Raw genomic sequence first — 18664 nt, forward strand, 5'->3', positions numbered from 1 at the left:
CCTTTTGAGACAGCCTCTTTTTATTTTACATATTTTAATCTTAATTTTAGTTATTATTAATCATAATTAAATGTCATCAAATCGATATCCTCAACGCATTGTTTGCTTAACCGAAGAAGGAACTGAAATTCTGTATAACATTAATGAACAACATCGTTTAGTAGGAATTAGTGGATTTACATATCGTCCGCCACAAGCACGAAAAGAAAAACCTAAAGTTTCAACTTTTTTAGATGCTAAATTTGAAGATATCATCAATTTGAAACCAGATTTAGTTGTAGGATATTCGGATTTACAAGCAGATATTGCAGCAGGATTAATTAGAAGAGGAATCAATGTGTTTATCTTTAATCACCGAACAGTTGATGAAATTTTAAATATGATTGTGCAATTTACTTCATTGATTGGTTGCCAAGATAAAGGATTAAAATTAGTTGAATCTTATGAAAAGAAACTCGAAGAAGTAAAACAACAAGCTGCTCTCCTTCCCTATCATCCAACAGTTTTTTTTGAAGAATGGGACGAACCAATTATTTCGGGAAGCGCTTGGGTAAATGATTTGATAGAAATTGCTGGAGGAAAATTAGCTTTTCCAGAACTCAAAAATAAAGCTTTGGCTAAAGATCGTATTTTGTTGGCTGAACAAGTGATTGAACGTAACCCTGAAATTATTATTGGTTCTTGGTGTGGTAAAATGTTCAAACCAGAAAAAGTAAAACAACGTATTGGTTTCGAAAATGTAAAAGCAGTTCAACAAAATCATTTATACGAAATAAAATCTGAATTGATTTTACAACCTGGTCCTGCTGCTTTAACCGATGGTTTGGATAAAATTGTGGAGATTATTACAAATTATAAATAAATATATGGATCCGGATTTTTTAATTTTGTATACTAAAGTAATTTTAGTCCTTCACTTCGTATTCGATATTTTATTATTAATTATTTCTATTGTTGCTCACGGAAAAAAAATAAGTTTTAGTAATTATCTAATTTTCATAACAATTTCTATATTACTATTATCAATAATAAGATTATCTATAAAAGAATATCTTGGTGTTTCAATTTATGAACTAAATATAGTAACAAATATTCTCGAAAAACTTTTATACATAGCATTCGGAATTATATTAATAATTGGAATTTCTAAATTAAAAATCAATAAAGAAGAAGAATAAAAATCCCGCTGAAAGCGGGATTTAATTTATTGTATAATATTGACTTCTCTAACCAATGTTACGCCATATTTGGCTTTCACATCTTCTATAATTCGTTCAGACAAATCATATATTTCGCGTCCTGTTGCATTTCCATAATTCACCAAGACCAAAGCTTGTTTGTCGTGAACTCCCGCATCTCCAAAACGTTTTCCTTTCCAACCTGCGTGTTCTATTAACCAACCAGCAGCTAATTTTACACCTAAATCAGTTTTGAAATGAGAAATTTCTGGATGAAGTTTTTCAATCTCAGCAAATTCTTCATTCGAAATCACAGGGTTTTTAAAGAAACTTCCCGAATTCCCTATTTGCGAAGGATCTGGTAATTTACTTTGACGAATTTTGATCACAGCTGCACTAATTTCTTGAATCGTTGGATCAAAAATTTGCTCCTTTTCCAATTCAGATTTTATTGCACCATAATCAACATGAAGTTTATGATTTTTCTTTGTCAGTTTAAACGTAACTGCCACCAAGACATATTGACCTCTCAATTCATTTTTAAAAACAGATTCGCGGTAACCAAAATGACATTCTTCATTTGTAAAAGTACGCTCATCACCCGTTTCCAAAACTAATGTTTGAACTTCTTCAATATAATCTTTGACCTCAACGCCATACGCACCAATATTTTGCATCGGCGCCGTACCAACATTTCCAGGAATCAACGAAAGATTTTCTAATCCTCCAAAATCATTTTGCAACGTCCATTCAACAAAATTGTGCCAATTCTCGCTTCCTTGCGCTTTTACGTACACAAAATCATCATCTTCATTGATAATTTCGATTCCTTTCAAATTCAATTTTAACACAATTCCCGGAAAATCGTCTACAAAAAGCATATTACTTCCTCCACCAATAAATAAAATCGGTAAATCTTTTTGACGACGAAAAACCAACACTTTTCGCAAATCTTGAATAGTCGCAACATCAGCAAAATATTTTGCTTTTGCTTCTATTCCAAATGTGTTATATAATTTTAATGAATAATTTTCGATGATTTCCATCTTCTTATTTTTCTTATGATTTAATTGTTCCTGGATATTGTTCTAAAGCTTCTTTCAAGATTTCAACAGAACGAACCAAATCTTCTTCTTTCAGAACATAAGCCAAACGAACTTCTTGAATTCCTGAATTTGGAGTTGAATAAAATCCTGCTCCTGGCGCCAACATTACTGTTTCTCCATTTGACGAGAAAGATTCTAATAACCAAATTGCAAATTTCTCTGCGCTATCAACTGGTAATTGAATCATACAGTAGAAAGCCCCTTTTGGATTTGGGCAAACCACTCCCGGAATTTGCTGTAAACCTGCAACTAATGTATTGCGACGTTTTAAATATTCTGTACGACAATCTTCGAAATAAGTTCCAACATTTCTGTGGGCTAAAGTTGCAATGTATTGAGAAATTTCAACAGGACTTAAACGCGCTTGTGCATATAACATTGCAGCTTTTAAGAATTTCTCGTTACGTGTAATCAAAGCTCCAGAACGTGCTCCACATAAAGAAAAACGTTTCGATTCTGAATCAATTACAATTGCATTATCTTTCAGTTCTGGAAAACTTAAAACAGATGTAAATTCTTCTTCTGTATATAAATATTCTGCATAAACTTCATCCGAAATTAAATAGATATCATGTTTAAGAACTAATTCTTTCAATTGATTTAATTCTTCTTTCGAATATACATATCCAGTTGGGTTTCCAGGATTACAAATTAAAATTGCACGTGTTTTATCTGTAATTTTTTTCGCAAACTCCTCAACAGATGGTAGAGCAAAATTATTTTCGATTGTAGATGGAACTGGAACAATATTTACATCATTTTCACATGTAAATCCGTTATAATTTGCATAAAAAGGTTCTGGAATAATAATTTCATCACCTGGATTTGCAATAATTCCGAAAATAAATAATAAAGCTTCCGAACCTCCTAATGTTGCAATAAAATTTTCTGGTGTTAATTCGATTCCTCGATTTGTAAAATAATCTGCCAAAGCTTGGCGATATTCCAACGTTCCTTCTGAGTGCGTATAAGAAATAATGTTTGAAGGAAAATTTTTCAATCCTTCTAAAACAGCTTTTGGCGACTCAATATCGGGCTGTCCAATATTTAAGTGATAAACTTTCGTTCCTCTTTTTTTCGCTGCATCTGCGTATGGCACCAACTTTCTGATTGGAGAAGCTGGCATATTTTGTGATTTTTCAGATAATATTAACATTTATTGTAATTTTTAAAATTTGATTTGAATTCTTTGGTATTGTTTTTGTAATTTTAAAGTGTAAATATAAAAAACGTTTAATCTCAAAAAAAACTTTATTATGAGTAAATTAAATAATGCAACTAAATTATTAGCAGGTTTAGCAATCGGAACAGCAATCGGAGCAGTAGTAGGTTTATTATATGCGCCAGAATCAGGGAAAGACACTCGCAAAAAATTAAAAAAAGAAGCTGACAAATACAAAAAAGAGTTAGACAAATACGCGAATGATTTTTCTGATAAAGCGAAAAAAACAAAAAAAGAATTAGAAGCTAAATTAGACGAAGTAAAATCAAAATTAGCAGAACAAAAAGACGAGTTTGTAGCAAAAGCGAAAGAAGCTGGAAAAGATTTAAAATCTAAAGCAAACCAAACAAAAGAAGATTTAAAAGACGAATTTCAAGAAAACGTAGGAGTTTAATTTCTTCGAAATACAACATTCCTTAAAATTTATAATTAACTTTGTCTGAAATAAATCAATTTTATGTTTAATGAACTAAAAGTTTATATTAATAATAGAATAACTTTAGCTAAATACGATCTCGTAGATTCGCTGAGTAATATGTTGGCGAGCGGTATTTATGTATTAATTATTGCCGTATTTTCTTTGTTTCTATTATTATTAGGAAGTTTAGCATTAGGATTTATTTTGGGAGGTTATTTTAATGATACAGGATTAGGTTTTCTTGCTGTAACTGGAATTTATTTCTTAATGATGGTTTTTTCTATTCTATTTAGAAAGAAATTAAAACTTTTCTTGACAAATATTGCCGTAGAAAACGCGATGGAAGCTATGTCTAACCAGGAAGATGACGACGATGAAGAATAAAGAACAAATGTCTGCGATAAAAAATTTAGACGATTTGCGAATGGCAAAACGTAAACTAAAATTACAAATGAAAGTTGCTGAAAATAAACATGAAAATTCATTTGTAAATAAAGCAGTTAATCTTGTAACAAACTTAAAATCCGATACAAGTTTTACTTCTTCTAAAGTTGAAAGTGCATTAAATTGGGCTGGAGATAAAGCTTCAAAAAAATATCCAATGAAGGGAATTACAAAAATTTTAATTTCTGGATTGATTATGATAGCGGTTCCAATTATTACGAATAAAATTCAGGAATATATAGAAGAAAAATTATAAAATTATTTGATATTAAAAAACCACTTCGTTTGAAGTGGTTTTTTTGTGTGTTAATTTTAAGCTCGACTAATATTTTTCGTGAAAATATTCGTTTGGTATAATCGTTTTATTCTTTTTATCAACAGCTTCTTGGTTACGCAATTCCACTCGACGTATTTTTCCTGAAATTGTTTTTGGTAAACTCTCCACAAACTGCACAATACGTGGAATTTTGTAACGTGCTAAATGCTCTTCTGTATATCTAAAAATATCTTTTGCTAATTCTTCCGAAGCTTCATTTCCAGGTGCTAAAATAACAAAAGCTTTTACAGCATTACTTCTCAAATCATGCGGACTTGCCACAACAGCAGCTTCCATAATGGCATCATGCTCTAACAAAGCACTTTCTACTTCAAATGGTCCTACACGGAAATCAGACGCTTTTATCACATCATCATCACGCCCAACAAACCAAACATAACCATCTTCGTCTTTATAAGCTTTGTCTCCTGTATAATATAATCCATGCTTGAAAACTTTCGCCATTTTATCTTTCTGAATCAAATAAGTTTTGAAAATTCCATTGATGGTTTCTTCATTATGCACAACACAAATATTTCCTTCTTCGCAATCTTGTACAATATTTCCATCATCATCAGCAATCACAATATCGTATAAAAACGCAGGTTTTCCCATCGATCCATATTTAATCTTCTCATTTGGCAAATTCGCAATCATCGCAGTTGATTCTGATTGTCCATAACCATCACGAATCGTAATTCCTGTACCTTCTTTCCAGACATCTATAATTTCTGGATTAAGCGGTTCACCAGCTGCAACACATTGACGAAGTTTGAAATCATAACTTTTCAAATCTTCTAAAATCAATACACGCAGAGCTGTTGGTGGTGCGCAAAAAGTTGTTACACCCAAATCTTGAATGGTTTGTAATTGTTCTTTCGGAACAAATTTATCTGAATGATAACCCAAAATTGTCGCACCCATATTCCATGGAGCAAAAAAACTACTCCAAAAGAATTTCGCCCAACCTGGTTGAGAAATATTATAATGTAAATCACCTTTTTTCATTCCAACCCAAGAAGAAGTCGTGAAACCTCCAAGCGGATAAGTGTAATGCGTATGCACCACAACTTTCGGCATTCCTGTCGTTCCTGAAGTAAAAAAGTAGAATAAATCATCGTCTGGTTTTGTATCTGCAGCCTCAGCTTGAATAGATTCTTTCCATAACTCATTGATATTTATCCAACCTTCTCGCTCGCCTTCTGTGATTAATTTTACCTTAATCTTTTTATCAAATTTTGCTTCTGCTTCATCTATTTTCGATGCATTTGCTTGATCTGCTAAAGCAACTTCTGGAAAAGAAGACTCGAATCTAAACGTTAAATCCCTTGCTTCTAAAGTTGTTGCGGCTGGAATAATAATTAATCCACCTTTGATAGAAGCCAAATAACCAATCCAAGTAATCGGTAATAATGGAACTTGAGAAAACATTTTGTCTCCTTGTACAATTCCTTTGTTTCTTAAATAGTTTAAAAATTGATTGTATTTATCAGCTAAATTCTGAAAAGTATAATCTTCTCGTTCTTCATTATACTTCCAAATTAAACCTTTTTGAGTTCCTAATTGAGCAACATTATAAGGCTCAAAAATATCCTTCACCCAATTGAATTTCTCTGGTTTGAAAATTTTAATCTGTTTTAATTGCGTATAATTCTCTTCTTCGATGGATAATCGAATAGAGCTAAACAATTCTTGTACTGTCATTTATTTGTGGTTTTGAATAAATATAGAAAAATTATTTATTCAAACAGAAGTTTTATGAATAAAAAAAGGATGATTTAATAAAATCATCCTTTTTGTTATTATTTGTTGAGAATATATTAATCTCTACCTCTTCTTGAATTTCCTGTTCTGTTACGATCTCCACCGCGGTAACCACCACGATCTCCACCTCTAGAATCTCTTGAATCACGGTCACGATCTCCTCCACGGAATCCACCTCTGTCTCCTCCGCGATCACGATCTCCACCACGATAACCTCCACTTCTTTCGCGGTCATTATCACGACGACTATTGAAACCACGTCCACGAGAATCTCCTCCTCTGTCATTACGACGACGATCTCCTCCACGACGCTCACCATCACCACGTCTTGGTTCTGGTTTAGAGATTTGAACATCTAAATCTACACCATCACGCTGTGCATCTTTGAAAGATTCTAACACTAATGATTCGAATTGTGTATCAACTTCGAAGAAAGAGAAATTACGTAAAATTTCAATTTTTCCGATTTCGATGTTACGGTTACGAGTTTGCTCGTTGATTAAACCAATTAAATTTGGAACACGTAAGTTGTGTTTTTGACCAATATTGATAAAGAAACGAGAGAAATCACGACCTCCACGACGATTAGAAGAACGATCTCCTCTATCACCACGATCTCCTTCAGAAGAAATATCTTTCGTGTTTTTGTAATATTCTAAGAAAGAATTGAACTCAACTGTCATGAAACGTTTTAATAAATCGTCACGATCTAAGTTTGCCAATTTTTCGTTTACAGTTTCCATGTAAGGCTCGATTAATTCTTCATCAACTTCGATGTTTTCGATTTTATCGATTAAAGAAATTAAACGTTTTTCACAGATTTCTGCTCCAGTTGGTACGTTTTTAGGTTCGATTTTAGAAGCAATTAATTTTTCTAAATCTCTAATTTTACGCGCTTCACGACCTCCTGAAATAATGATAGAAATTCCTTTGTTACCTGCACGTCCTGTACGTCCTGAACGGTGTACATAAACTTCTGGATCATCTGGTAAATTGAAGTTGATTACGTGAGTCAACTCATTTACGTCGATACCACGAGCAGCAACGTCTGTTGCAACAAGGATTTGAATGTTTTGGTTACGGAATTTCTCCATCACGTGATCACGTTGTGATTGTGATAAATCTCCATGTAATGCGTCTGCATTGTAACCATCTTGCATCAATTTATCTGCTACGTCTTTCGCTTCGCGACGAGTTCTACAGAAAACGATACCATAAATATTTGGGTAATAATCGGCCAAACGTTTTAAAGCTAAGTAACGATCAGAAGAACGTACTAAGTAAACGTGATGCTCGATATTTTTTGATGCAGTATTTACTTTACTTACAGCAATCTCAACTGGATTGTGCATATATTCTGAAGCGATACGACGAACCTCTGAAGGCATTGTAGCTGAGAATAATAAAGTTTGTTTTTCTTCTGGAGTTGTTTCTAAGATAGAATCAATTTCGTCACGGAATCCCATGTTCAACATCTCATCAGCCTCATCTAAAACTGTCCAAGTGATGTCATTAATTTTTAATGCGCCACGTTTGATTAAGTCCATTGTACGACCTGGCGTTCCTACAACGATTTGCGGATTATCTTTTAATCCTCTAATTTGTTTAACGATGTCAGCACCACCGTAAACTGCCTGTACACGTACTCCACGCATATCTGCAGAAAAAGATTCTAATTCTTTTGCAATTTGTAAACATAATTCACGAGTAGGACACAAAATAATTGCTTGTACTGATTTTGAATTGCTGTCTAATTGATTTAAAACCGGAAGCCCGAATGCTGCAGTTTTTCCTGTACCTGTTTGCGCCAATGCAATAACATCTTGATCTGATGAAAGGATTTGAGGAATAGCTTTTTCTTGGATTGGAGATGGGTTAACGAAGCCCATTTTCTCAATTGCAGTTAGGATTTCTTCTTGAAGTCCTAATTCTTTGAATGTAATCATGTTAGATACGATACCGAGATAATGAAATTCATTTATATTTCATATCACGGTTTTATTTTAAATTATTTAACCAACAGATATGAAAGAATAAAATTAAATGGCTGAGCAGCCTAAAAAATCCCTAAATGAATATTCTTTAACATCCGTACCTTAACTCTAAAAGGCTGTGCAAATGTAAGGATTATTTTTGAAATACACAACACACATTCATAATCCTTACAATTAATACACATAATATTATTTTACTGATAATAAATAAGTTACTAACAATCTGCAATATTTACAGCAACTGCCAAACCTCCTTCAGAAGTTTCTTTGTATTTATTATTCATATCTTTTGCAGTTTCCCACATCGTATTCACAACTTTATCTAACGGAACTTTCGCAGTCAACGGATCTGTATCCAGTGCTAATTCTGCTGCATTTATCGCTTTAATCGCTCCCATTGTGTTACGCTCGATACAAGGAATTTGTACCAAACCACCAATCGGGTCGCATGTTAAACCTAAATGATGTTCCATTGCAATTTCGGCAGCCATTGTTACTTGCGCAGGAGTTCCTCCCATTAATTCGCATAATGCAGCTGCAGCCATAGCTGAAGATACACCGATCTCAGCTTGACAACCTCCCATTGCCGCAGAAATAGTTGCTCCTTTCTTAAAAATAGAACCAATAACTCCTGCTGTTGTTAAGAATTGTTCAATCTCTTTTTGACCAGCTTTATGATTTTCGATCACCAAATAATACATCAAAACTGCTGGAATAACTCCTGCACTTCCATTTGTTGGCGCTGTTACAACTCTACCTAACGAAGCATTTACTTCATTAACAGCAAGAGCAAAACAACTCACCCATTTCAAGATTTCGCGAAAATATACTTTGGTTTTTCGGATTGAAGCAATCCATTCTTGTGGATTAGAATAAGGTGTTGCTCCAACCAAATTCTTGTGCATATCGTAAGCACGACGTTTCACGTTCAATCCGCCTGGTAAAATACCTTCTGTATGACAACCAATATACATACACTCTAACATGGTATTCCAAACACGCATTAATTCGTGGTGAATTTCATCTTCAGTTCGGATTGTTTTTTCATTCTCGAACATTATTTCAGAAATCGATTTATTTTCTTTTGAACAAAATTCTAACAACTCTGTTGATGTATTAAATAAATATGGAAAAGCACAAGTGACATCTGTATTGGTAGCTCTATCATCCTCTTTTGTAATAAATCCTCCTCCTATCGAATAAAACGTAGAAGATAATTCTTCGTTCTCATAGAAAGCTGTAAACATCATGCCATTAGCGTGAAAAGGTAAAAACTCACGATTGAAAACGATATCAGTTTCAGGATTAAAATCAATTAAAAATTTATTTCCAAAATTTAATTGCTTATTTGTATTAATCGTATTAATAATATTCGAAATATCATCAACAGGAATATATTCAGGATCAGCACCGCTTAGCCCTAACATTACTGCATAATCAGTTGCATGTCCTTTACCCGTAAGTGATAAAGAGCCATACAAATCTACACGAACTTTTGTAATTTTATTAAAGATAGATGCAGCATCTAATTCTTTCAGAAAAGCTTCTGCAGCGCGCCAAGGACCTAAAGTATGCGAACTTGAAGGACCAACGCCAATTTTGAGCATATCAAATACTGAAATACAATCCATTTTGTACTTTTAATTTATATTATTTCCACACAAGACAAATATAGCCGTTAAATTCTCATATTCGCTTTATTTAAGCAGTTTTTTTATCAACTTAAACAATTAATAAGCTTAAAATATTCATATTGAATGATATTAACACAAATTATTTAGCATCAAAAAAAGAGGTCACAACTAATTGTAACCTCTTTTCTAGACTTTATTAAGTTTTTATTTAAACTTGTGCCAATATGGATAGATAATCGCTAAACCATAACCTATAAACACAAATAATGTAAACATGGTAAAAAGTGTTCCATCTGCCATAAATTCGGGCTGCATTGCTGCTGACACAAATAATGATGTCACAACCATATATACACCAATTCTTTTATAAGATTTCACTAAAAAGATACCTATCAATGCAATAACTCCTAAAACAAGAGTCGAAATTGGATACCATTTTGGCATTTCTGGCGCATCTTCGTTCATCATTTGGCGGAACAAATAATCATTTGTCACCAATAATTGATAACCACGATAAAGAATACTCAAAATCAAGAAAACCATTATAAAGATCATTGACTTGAAAAGGAATGATGTTTTGTTTCCTTCGTGTTTCAAATCTTTTGTTTTGGTGTTATCCGACATTAAAACTTTTGTGTCAAAAATATCGTCACGTTCTTGATTTTGTTCTACTTTTTGATCTGTCATAGCTTTATTTTAAAATAAGAAATCATATCCTTTCAAACTCAATTTTTCGTATTTTTCTTCATCAAAACGATACAATTTAGATACTTTACGATGTTGTTTAGGATCTGTTGTATTACCAGTTTCGATAATTAAATTTGAATTAAAGATTTTCTTTCTAAAGTTACGTTTATCCAACTCACGATTCAAGGCTTTTTCATACAAACTTTGCAATTGCGCAATTGTAAACTCATCTCCAAGTAAGTTGAACCCTACTGGACGACGCTTCACACGACGTTTTACACGCTCTTTTGCATATTTTACAATCTCATTATGATCAAAAGCCAAATCCGGAACACGGTCGTAAGCATACCATTCTCCACCTTGTGTTTTCACTTTTTCCTCTATTTGAGGTGTCAACTTAACCAAAGCATAATAAGCAACATTTACAACACGTCCTAATGGATTACGAAAAACTTTTGTAAAAGCTTTCAATTGTTCAATATATGTTTGATGCTCATCGTAAGCAATTTTCTCAATCAACAATTCGTGAATTGCTTGATCGTTACTTACCGTTGGCGCAATATATTTTCCTGGCAAAACCAATGCTCCTTTGAAAGGGTCGTTTAGTTTTTTGTACACCAATATTTTGAGATCTTCTCCATCAAACCCGAAAAGTACGAGACTTGAACATAGAGCGACCTGAAAATATTTTTCTTTTTCTTCGTCTGTCATTTTGTGGGATGATTAATAAATTGAAATTTATTTTTAATGAAAAATTGAATGCATCAATCTATTTTTATCGTTAAAAGATTCTTCTAACGAAATCATAGATTCTGTTCTCAATACATCATCAATTTGATCAATTTTGTAGATAACATCTTTCGCATCAGAAGTATCTCTTGCACGAATTTTACAGAAAATATTATATTTTCCAGACACAACGTGAACCACTGTTACGTTAGGAATTTTATATAATTCATCTATCACTTTCTGAGTTTTGTTTGTTTTTGTAAGTAACAATCCTACATACGCAACAAACTGATAACCCATTTTATCATAATCTGTAATTAGTGTAGTTCCTTTGATGATTCCAGCCTCCTCTAATTTCTTGACACGTACGTGAATAGTACCAGCAGAAACATTCATTTTCTTTGCAATTTCTGTAAATGGCATTCTTGTATTGTCAATCAAATACATCAAAATTTTCTTATCAACATCATCAATTATGTAATTCATTTTCCTAATTTTTGATTATTATTATTATTTTAATAAAAAATCGAATTAATTTTTAGCAAAATTATAAATAAAACAAACAAACTTCAAAATATTTTTTAATGATTTATTTAATATTTTACTTTTGTTATAATAATAGTTCAAAAAAGAAAGAACTAATCACTTTTGTTTGTTTGCGCGAGTTTATTGTCTAACCACAATAAACTCATTTTTTTTTATTTAATTTTGACTAAACCACGACGTTTTTGTTCCACTTTAGGTTGAGTACTTTTTTGATACGTAACTTTGACCGTATCTTTTGTAGTTTGACGAGTAGAATCTATTCTTCTTTCCTCACTTTTAAACTGTTTCGGAAGTACAATCGAATCAAATCTTTCTTGCTGTTGCTCTTCTTTTTTAGCTTTTGCTTTTCGTTTATTTTCATCTAAACCTAAAAATCCTCTAAACGTATCGAAGCTTTTGTTGTACTGAATTCCTACTCCGAAACTTTGATTTAAGTTATTTTCCATTCCTGGCAATAAACCGAAAGTTGTAGGTTTTGTAAATGCTTTTAAGACCAAAGATCCATTGTTTAATTTCGAGATATCATAAGAAACATCAAAATTCCCATCGAAGTTCTCTTGTACATTTCTATTATTTGTAACCGCAATTCCATACGAACCACGTAAACTTAAACGATTATTAACCCGATAAGAAACAGAAGTTCTAATTTTATCATTTGTCTCCGATTGCGCACTACCACCGACATACTCCATTTGTATATCTACATTGTTCGCAATAGAAGACAACATACCCGCAATTGTCGATAAACCAATATCAGCAGCTGTACTTGTTACACCAGATTGAACAGCCGAAGCATCACCAAATTTACCTGTCAATAAGATATAACTAAACTGAAGCATCTGTTCTTCTGTATTTGAACGGAATTTTGATTGTAACTGCGAATTGATATCCGAACCTGCATTAGGAATTGTTAATCCAAAATCGATAATAGGTTTTTTCAACGTTTCAGAAATATTAATTGATAAGAGAGCATCATAAATTTGCGAATATCCTACACCTAAATAGTCTCCAACATTTGACACCGAACGTTGATATTCAGCTGTAATATTAAGCGTTGCATCAAGTGGATTTCCTGCAAATTGTACCGAAGATCCTTTTTTGATTTTAAAATCTTTTGGAATCAGCGGAAATTGTCTAAACTCATATGTTCCACTTTCTATATTATATACCCCTGTAATACTCAATCCTGCTTTATTCATTAAGAATCTAAGATTTTCTGCAGTTCCTCGCGCTGTTGCTTTATCATTTGTAGCTGCATCAAAAATCAAATTCACCATCGCATTTGGATACGCATTGATGTTGACATCTATCGACATTCCTTTTGGTGCGTGAGGCTCGTTATTTTTCGATTTTTCATCTAGATGTTGGTTAGGAACAAAACGTACCAAATTATTTTCTGACTCAATTGTTGTACTTCCTGTATTTATCGTTAACTCAGAATTTCCAACCACTGTCGCATCTCCAGCAATCTCCAATTCCTCTACCGCACCAAACATAGATACATTTCCTTTCGCAAATACTTTTCCATAAAACAATTCATTGTCTTTAATAGATGTGTTCATCACCAATAAATTATCGGTATCAAAATCTAAGTTGAGACCCCATTTAGATAAGTTGCGGAAAAGAATTGCTCCATCAACTTTTCCTTTTGTATTGAAAGTTGTGTCTTTGAACGCAATATCATTCAACATAATAATCCCTTGTCCTTTTCCTTGTTTCGAAACAAGTAATTCATTTTCTCCTTCAAATAAATAATCTGTTCCTAAGAAATTAACTTTTAATCCAAGATCTTTTGCAATCATATTTCCGCTAAGATTTGGTAAATCAATTGGTCCAGTAATTTTTAAATCACCAGATAACGTTCCACGCATATTAGAGAAAACAGATTTTAAGAATCCTTCTAAGAAATCGATATGAAACTCATCAAAATTGGCATCTACATCGACTTCAGGACCTGTTGGTTTATTAATAATATTACCATAAGCAACCAACGATTGAATTTGCTCTTTCTGTAAACTTGTTTCAAAATTAAATTGTTTATCCGCTACATTATAACCTCCTTGTAAAGTCAAATTACCAAGCTCAAAATCATTTAAACCTAACTTATCAATTTTAGCTTCAAGTGTTGGTTCTAACTTTTCTTTTGTACGAATAATATCTACTTTACCGTTCGCTATACCGACAATTTTTAGATTATTCAATAATGTTTTAGGAATGATTTTTTCTAAATGCAAATCTTTAAAATCAGCATTGAAATTGTAATCTACATTGTTATTAAATAAACCACTTACTTTTAAATATTGTTCTTCCGATTCTAATGACAAATCTTCAACTTTTAATGATTTATTGATTCGATTAAAAATTACCCGATTAGAATTTGCATCATTCAAATGATTAATTGTCCATTGTGTCGAATCTATTTGTATTGTCGAAGGTGAAAATCCAAAAATCAAATCATTATTATTCTGAACTGTGTGAAAAAGATTTAGATTAAATAAAATTGGATTCTTACGACCAATATTAAAATCTGTTTTGACAATCATTGTATCATTCTTCGGAATCGAATTTACGTTAATCGCATTAATCGTAACTCCACTCACTTTCATACTATCAATTTTCGCATTCAACGTTGGTAGTTCTGCAATTGTATTTAGATTAACATTCGACTGAAACAATTGAATTCCTGCATATTTTATACCTGGAGTATCCAATGTCGCTTCCAATTGATTTTTCGTACCATCAATATAACCTTTAACATGTGTATCTGGCTCAATAGAAATCGATGGATCGATATATTGTAATAAATTTTCTTGCACATAAACATCAAACGAAAAAGCCTGATTTGGCGAAACTTTTTTATGACGAAAAGATGGCACCAAATCTACAAGCGAATTATTGATAACATTTGCAACTTCTGTAATATTAAATTTCCCATCAACAGTGGCTTTCATATAATCTGGCACATCTAATGTCATAATTTTATGAGAACCATCTATTTGAGAACTCAACATAACATGAGCCAATTCTAACGTATCTTTTTTAGAACGGAAATAAAGATTTTTGACATCAATATTTCCCCTAAAATCATTAATATTTGTCAGCTTAAAATTCCCTTCAACATCGCCACGTACTATTGCATTTAGATTTTTTGTAACTCCAAGAAAATCTAAATTAACTTGACGAATGTTTGATGTAAAATCAAAATCATATGGTTTTCCACTGAAGTTAATTTTTCCGTTCAATTGTGCATTTAGATTAGGATCTTTGATATCAAATAAACCATTAAACTGATAATTTTTGACCAAGCCATCTACTGTAATATTTTGATATCTTTTTCCAATCAAATCGATGTAACGAAGATTTCCATCTAAATTTAAATTGATATTTTTTAGATCAGTTCCTTTTCCATCAAATCTAAATTTTCCGCTTACATAACCCAAATCTTTTGCATTTGTTAATTGACGAAGATTAAGATTTTTCGCATCTAAAGTTCCCTTATAAATTAACGATTTTACATCTTTGTAATTCCTAATTTGAGCTTTAATATCAGCATCACCAAGTCCAGAAACTGCGTAACCATTCGCATGAATTTCATTTGGATTTAATGAAATATCACCACGATAATTTAAGTTTCCAAAACGAGTCAACATATTCGGAATTTTCTTAGAAACAAAGGTTGGAAGTAACTTTACAATTTTTTGATAGGATGTATTGATTTTTACATTTCTTGTCGAAAAATTTAGCGAAGAACCATGTGTCACATCTTGCAATTGTAAACGAGAAGCACCAACATAATTATCTTCTCCTTTCAATTCGAAATCTGTAAATGTTAAATTATTCAGGGTTCCATTTACTTTTCCATATAAATCAACCGAAGAATTTTTATCAAATAAATCAGTGAAATAGCGAATTTCTTTAAAATTAATTTTAGATCCTCGATCAAAAAAAACGTCCCAACGAACTTTATTATTAAAATCAGACATATCCGAAGGTTGATTGTAACTCAATAATAAATTTCCGTTTAAAACAGACGTATCCGTTCGTAAATTTAAATTCCCAACTCGAATTTCTTTTTTCGAATAATGAACTTTTCCTGTAAAGTTTTGTACGTTATACGTTTCTTTATTTTTTGTCGCAACAAAGCAGAAGTTTTCTAAATCAGCCGTAATATCAGAATCAACTAATCGAAATTTCTTAACCGTCAAATTCAGTTGTTTCGAATCCAACCAAACATTTCCAGAATTTTGATTAACAATTGAAACTTTACCATCTTCCAAAATAAAATCTCCATCCAATTTGAAAATCTTTTTCGGATCTTTTGGTTTATCAGAACTAAAACCATTGACAAATTTGATAAAATTCGAAATCGAATCGCCTTTGTACGTAATCACACGAATTTCGGGTTCAATCAATTTTACCTCACTCAAATCAATATGATCTTTTTTGATTCCTGGCAAAAGTGTCCAAAGATTAATTGTCGTTTCCAAGGTTTTCGACTTCATAAAATCATATTTATGATCGTCTTTTATCTTAACGCCATGGAAATATATTCGTCCAAAAAAATCAATATCCACCGAATCCACATACATTTGTGTGTTCAGCGATTTATTTAATTTTTCTAACGCAAAGTGAGCTATTTTTGTCTGTACCGCAGGGATTTGTATTGCGATTGCTACTGTTAAAACAAGGGTTAAAACGAGTATAATCAACGACAATAAAAATCTTCCTATTCGTCTGACTATTTTCAATGGTTTAAATTTACGATATTTGCAGGGTAAAAATAAGTTATAAATTTTATTCTACAAGGAATTATGAGCGATAAAAACTACATTTTAGCCATAGAATCTTCTTGTGATGATACAGGCGCAGCAATTATTGACGGAAATAAAATTATTTCTAATGTTGTGGCAAGCCAAAAAATTCACGAAATATATGGTGGCGTAGTACCAGAATTAGCTTCGAGAGCACATCAACAAAATATTGTTCCCGTCGTAGATCAAGCCCTAAAACAGGCAAATATTAACAAAGAAGAACTTAAAGCAATTGCGTATACGCGTGGTCCAGGATTGATGGGATCGCTTTTGGTTGGCGGAAGTTTTGCGAAATCTTTCAGTCAATCATTGGATATTCCGTTGATTGAGGTTAATCACATGCAAGCACATATTTTGGCAAATTTTATTGAAGATGCCAACGACGAAAAACCAACTTTTCCATTTTTATGTTTGACTGTTTCTGGTGGACATACACAAATCGTGAAAATCAACAGTTATTTTGAGATGGAAATTTTAGGTGAAACAATTGATGATGCAGCTGGTGAAGCTTTTGATAAAGCAGGTAAAATTTTAAACTTACCATATCCTGCAGGTCCAATTATTGACAAAAAATCTAAGATTGGAGATCCTACAAAATTCAAATTTGCAAAACCAAAAATTGATGGTTTAAACTTTAGTTTTAGCGGTTTCAAAACGTCAATTTTATATTTTATTCAGAAAGAGGTCAAAGCAAATCCAAATTTTATAGAAGAAAATATTGATGATTTGTGCGCTTCTATTCAACGTTCTATCGTAAATATTTTGATGGAAAAAGTAAAAAAAGCATCGGACGAAACTGGAATTAAACAAATTGCAATTGCAGGTGGAGTTTCTGCAAATTCTGAAATTCGTCAACGATTAAAAGATGGAGAAACTGAATTTGGTTGGAAAACTTTTATACCAAAATTTGCTTATACAACAGACAATGCAGCGATGATTGCAATGGTTGGAAGTTTAAAATTTGATCAAGAGTTATTTACAGAAAACACAGCGAAATCTGTAGCTAAATACCATATTTAATGAAATTATTTTTTGGAGAAATTCATCATGACACAGCTATTCTCAACGAAGAAGAAAGTCATCATTTTGCAAAAGTTTTACGCGGAAATGAAGGCGATTTGGTGCACGTGACAGATGGAAAAGGAAATTTGGCTCAAGTTGAAATTACGTCGATTTCTAAAAAAGCAGTTGAAGGAAAAGTAATTGATTTAAAGGAAAATTTCGAGCAAAAAAATTACTATTTGCACATTGCAATTGCACCAACTAAAACAATGGAACGTTTGGAATTTTTCTTGGAAAAAGCAACCGAAATTGGTATTGATGAAATTACATTTTTGCAAACTTTTCATTCGGAACGAAAAAATATTAAGATTGAACGAATTGAAAAAATTGTACAATCTGCAACCAAACAATCGTTGAAAGCGTATTTGCCAAAAGTAAATGATTTGACAAAATTCAATGAATTTATCAAACAGGATTTTGAAGGTTTCACGAAATGTATTGCGCATTGCGAAGCGGATATTGAACGTACGCCTTTACGAACAGTTTTGGAAAATAATCCGCAGAAAATTTTGATTATGATTGGTCCTGAAGGTGATTTTTCGAGAGATGAAATTTTCGCTGCAGAAGATCATAATTTTACAGGAATTAGTCTTGGACATCAACGTTTCCGTACTGAAACTGCAGCTTTACAAGCTGTTTTTGCTGTTGATTGGGGATTGAAATAATATAATTAAGAAAGTTGTTTCAAAAATGTCATTTCGAATGAAACGTAGTGAAATGAGAAATCTAAATTACAGATTTCTCCATGCGTCG

16 protein-coding genes are annotated in these 18664 nt (G+C 32.3%); 7 read left to right on the top strand and 9 right to left on the bottom strand.

Features of this window, described 5'->3' with window-relative positions; all coding sequences use genetic code 11:
* The first annotated feature begins 70 nt into the window (after window positions 1–70).
* Together B3J26_RS10755 and B3J26_RS10760 are read left to right on the top strand one after the other, a co-directional pair.
* Window positions 71–862, top strand: coding sequence for a cobalamin-binding protein (locus tag B3J26_RS10755; RefSeq protein WP_219034207.1), 792 nt, complete (start codon window positions 71–73; stop codon window positions 860–862).
* Between the two features lie 4 nt (window positions 863–866).
* Entirely contained in the window at window positions 867–1178 is a 312-nt protein-coding gene (locus B3J26_RS10760; RefSeq protein ID WP_219034206.1) for a hypothetical protein, read from the top strand.
* Window positions 1179–1204: 26 nt separating this feature from the next.
* On the opposite strand, the gene murB is transcribed toward B3J26_RS10760, so the two are convergent.
* Both murB and B3J26_RS10770 read right to left on the bottom strand, forming a co-directional pair.
* Complete coding sequence (gene murB, locus B3J26_RS10765; RefSeq protein WP_291074522.1) at window positions 1205–2224, bottom strand: UDP-N-acetylmuramate dehydrogenase; 1020 nt, start codon at window positions 2222–2224, stop codon at window positions 1205–1207.
* Between the two features lie 13 nt (window positions 2225–2237).
* Window positions 2238–3440: a pyridoxal phosphate-dependent aminotransferase gene (locus tag B3J26_RS10770; RefSeq protein ID WP_291074524.1), complete on the bottom strand. Its 1203-nt coding sequence runs from the start codon at window positions 3438–3440 to the stop codon at window positions 2238–2240.
* 100 nt (window positions 3441–3540) lie between these two features.
* On the opposite strand from B3J26_RS10770, the gene B3J26_RS10775 reads away from it, so the two are divergent.
* The 3 genes from B3J26_RS10775 to B3J26_RS10785 all read left to right on the top strand — a co-directional run bounded on the left by B3J26_RS10775 (window position 3541) and on the right by B3J26_RS10785 (window position 4624).
* Window positions 3541–3900, top strand: a complete 360-nt coding sequence (locus B3J26_RS10775) for a YtxH domain-containing protein (protein ID WP_125350224.1) — start codon at window positions 3541–3543, stop codon at window positions 3898–3900.
* A gap of 63 nt (window positions 3901–3963) precedes the next feature.
* Window positions 3964–4308, top strand: coding sequence for a phage holin family protein (locus B3J26_RS10780; protein ID WP_115000006.1), 345 nt, complete (start codon window positions 3964–3966; stop codon window positions 4306–4308).
* Complete coding sequence (locus tag B3J26_RS10785; protein ID WP_115000004.1) at window positions 4298–4624, top strand: hypothetical protein; 327 nt, start codon at window positions 4298–4300, stop codon at window positions 4622–4624. The genes B3J26_RS10780 and B3J26_RS10785 overlap by 11 nt, the downstream gene beginning before the upstream one ends.
* Before the next feature lie 66 nt (window positions 4625–4690).
* Here B3J26_RS10785 and B3J26_RS10790 read toward each other — a convergent pair whose 3' ends face one another.
* The 7 genes from B3J26_RS10790 to B3J26_RS10820 form a co-directional block, all read right to left on the bottom strand.
* Complete coding sequence (locus B3J26_RS10790; protein ID WP_219034202.1) at window positions 4691–6388, bottom strand: AMP-binding protein; 1698 nt, start codon at window positions 6386–6388, stop codon at window positions 4691–4693.
* Window positions 6389–6504: 116 nt separating this feature from the next.
* Entirely contained in the window at window positions 6505–8394 is a 1890-nt protein-coding gene (locus tag B3J26_RS10795) for a DEAD/DEAH box helicase (RefSeq protein WP_038336326.1), read from the bottom strand.
* A gap of 263 nt (window positions 8395–8657) precedes the next feature.
* On the bottom strand, window positions 8658–10073 hold the full coding sequence (locus B3J26_RS10800; protein ID WP_291074527.1) for an L-serine ammonia-lyase: 1416 nt from the start codon (window positions 10071–10073) through the stop codon (window positions 8658–8660).
* Window positions 10074–10280: 207 nt separating this feature from the next.
* A complete protein-coding gene (locus B3J26_RS10805) occupies window positions 10281–10763 on the bottom strand; it encodes a hypothetical protein (RefSeq protein ID WP_219034200.1) in 483 nt (160 codons plus the stop codon).
* Window positions 10764–10772: 9 nt separating this feature from the next.
* Window positions 10773–11474, bottom strand: coding sequence for an NUDIX hydrolase (locus B3J26_RS10810; protein ID WP_038336322.1), 702 nt, complete (start codon window positions 11472–11474; stop codon window positions 10773–10775).
* Window positions 11475–11507: 33 nt separating this feature from the next.
* Window positions 11508–11978, bottom strand: coding sequence for an Lrp/AsnC family transcriptional regulator (locus B3J26_RS10815; protein WP_038336320.1), 471 nt, complete (start codon window positions 11976–11978; stop codon window positions 11508–11510).
* A 212-nt stretch (window positions 11979–12190) separates the two neighbouring features.
* The gene (locus B3J26_RS10820) at window positions 12191–16786 is read right to left on the bottom strand and encodes a translocation/assembly module TamB domain-containing protein (protein WP_291074529.1); all 4596 of its coding nucleotides are present in this window, start codon (window positions 16784–16786) and stop codon (window positions 12191–12193) included.
* A 63-nt stretch (window positions 16787–16849) separates the two neighbouring features.
* Here B3J26_RS10820 and tsaD point away from each other — a divergent pair, with 63 nt between their 5' ends.
* Both tsaD and B3J26_RS10830 read left to right on the top strand, forming a co-directional pair.
* Window positions 16850–17869 carry a tRNA (adenosine(37)-N6)-threonylcarbamoyltransferase complex transferase subunit TsaD gene (tsaD, locus tag B3J26_RS10825; protein WP_219034198.1) on the top strand — a complete coding sequence of 340 codons (1020 nt, stop codon included), beginning with the start codon at window positions 16850–16852 and terminating at the stop codon, window positions 17867–17869.
* A complete protein-coding gene (locus B3J26_RS10830; RefSeq protein WP_291074532.1) occupies window positions 17869–18576 on the top strand; it encodes an RsmE family RNA methyltransferase in 708 nt (235 codons plus the stop codon). Before tsaD ends, B3J26_RS10830 begins: the two co-directional genes overlap by 1 nt.
* Window positions 18577–18664 lie beyond the last annotated feature (88 nt).

This window comes from Empedobacter sp. UBA5987 (assembly GCF_002429865.1).
GTDB lineage: Bacteria > Bacteroidota > Bacteroidia > Flavobacteriales > Weeksellaceae > Empedobacter > Empedobacter falsenii_B.

Bases quoted from the DNA above. Each gene is read 5' to 3' on its own strand.
- B3J26_RS10775 (WP_125350224.1), top strand. From the start codon at position 3,541: ATGAGTAAATTAAATAATGCAACTAAATTATTAGCAGGTTTAGCAATC.
- murB (WP_291074522.1), bottom strand. From the start codon at position 2,224: ATGGAAATCATCGAAAATTATTCATTAAAATTATATAACACATTTGGA.
- B3J26_RS10815 (WP_038336320.1), bottom strand. From the start codon at position 11,978: ATGAATTACATAATTGATGATGTTGATAAGAAAATTTTGATGTATTTG.
- tsaD (WP_219034198.1), top strand. From the start codon at position 16,850: ATGAGCGATAAAAACTACATTTTAGCCATAGAATCTTCTTGTGATGAT.
- B3J26_RS10790 (WP_219034202.1), bottom strand. From the start codon at position 6,388: ATGACAGTACAAGAATTGTTTAGCTCTATTCGATTATCCATCGAAGAA.
- B3J26_RS10760 (WP_219034206.1), top strand. From the start codon at position 867: ATGGATCCGGATTTTTTAATTTTGTATACTAAAGTAATTTTAGTCCTT.
- B3J26_RS10805 (WP_219034200.1), bottom strand. From the start codon at position 10,763: ATGACAGATCAAAAAGTAGAACAAAATCAAGAACGTGACGATATTTTT.
- B3J26_RS10785 (WP_115000004.1), top strand. From the start codon at position 4,298: ATGAAGAATAAAGAACAAATGTCTGCGATAAAAAATTTAGACGATTTG.
- B3J26_RS10830 (WP_291074532.1), top strand. From the start codon at position 17,869: ATGAAATTATTTTTTGGAGAAATTCATCATGACACAGCTATTCTCAAC.
- B3J26_RS10780 (WP_115000006.1), top strand. From the start codon at position 3,964: ATGTTTAATGAACTAAAAGTTTATATTAATAATAGAATAACTTTAGCT.
- B3J26_RS10755 (WP_219034207.1), top strand. From the start codon at position 71: ATGTCATCAAATCGATATCCTCAACGCATTGTTTGCTTAACCGAAGAA.
- B3J26_RS10800 (WP_291074527.1), bottom strand. From the start codon at position 10,073: ATGGATTGTATTTCAGTATTTGATATGCTCAAAATTGGCGTTGGTCCT.
- B3J26_RS10770 (WP_291074524.1), bottom strand. From the start codon at position 3,440: ATGTTAATATTATCTGAAAAATCACAAAATATGCCAGCTTCTCCAATC.
- B3J26_RS10810 (WP_038336322.1), bottom strand. From the start codon at position 11,474: ATGACAGACGAAGAAAAAGAAAAATATTTTCAGGTCGCTCTATGTTCA.
- B3J26_RS10795 (WP_038336326.1), bottom strand. From the start codon at position 8,394: ATGATTACATTCAAAGAATTAGGACTTCAAGAAGAAATCCTAACTGCA.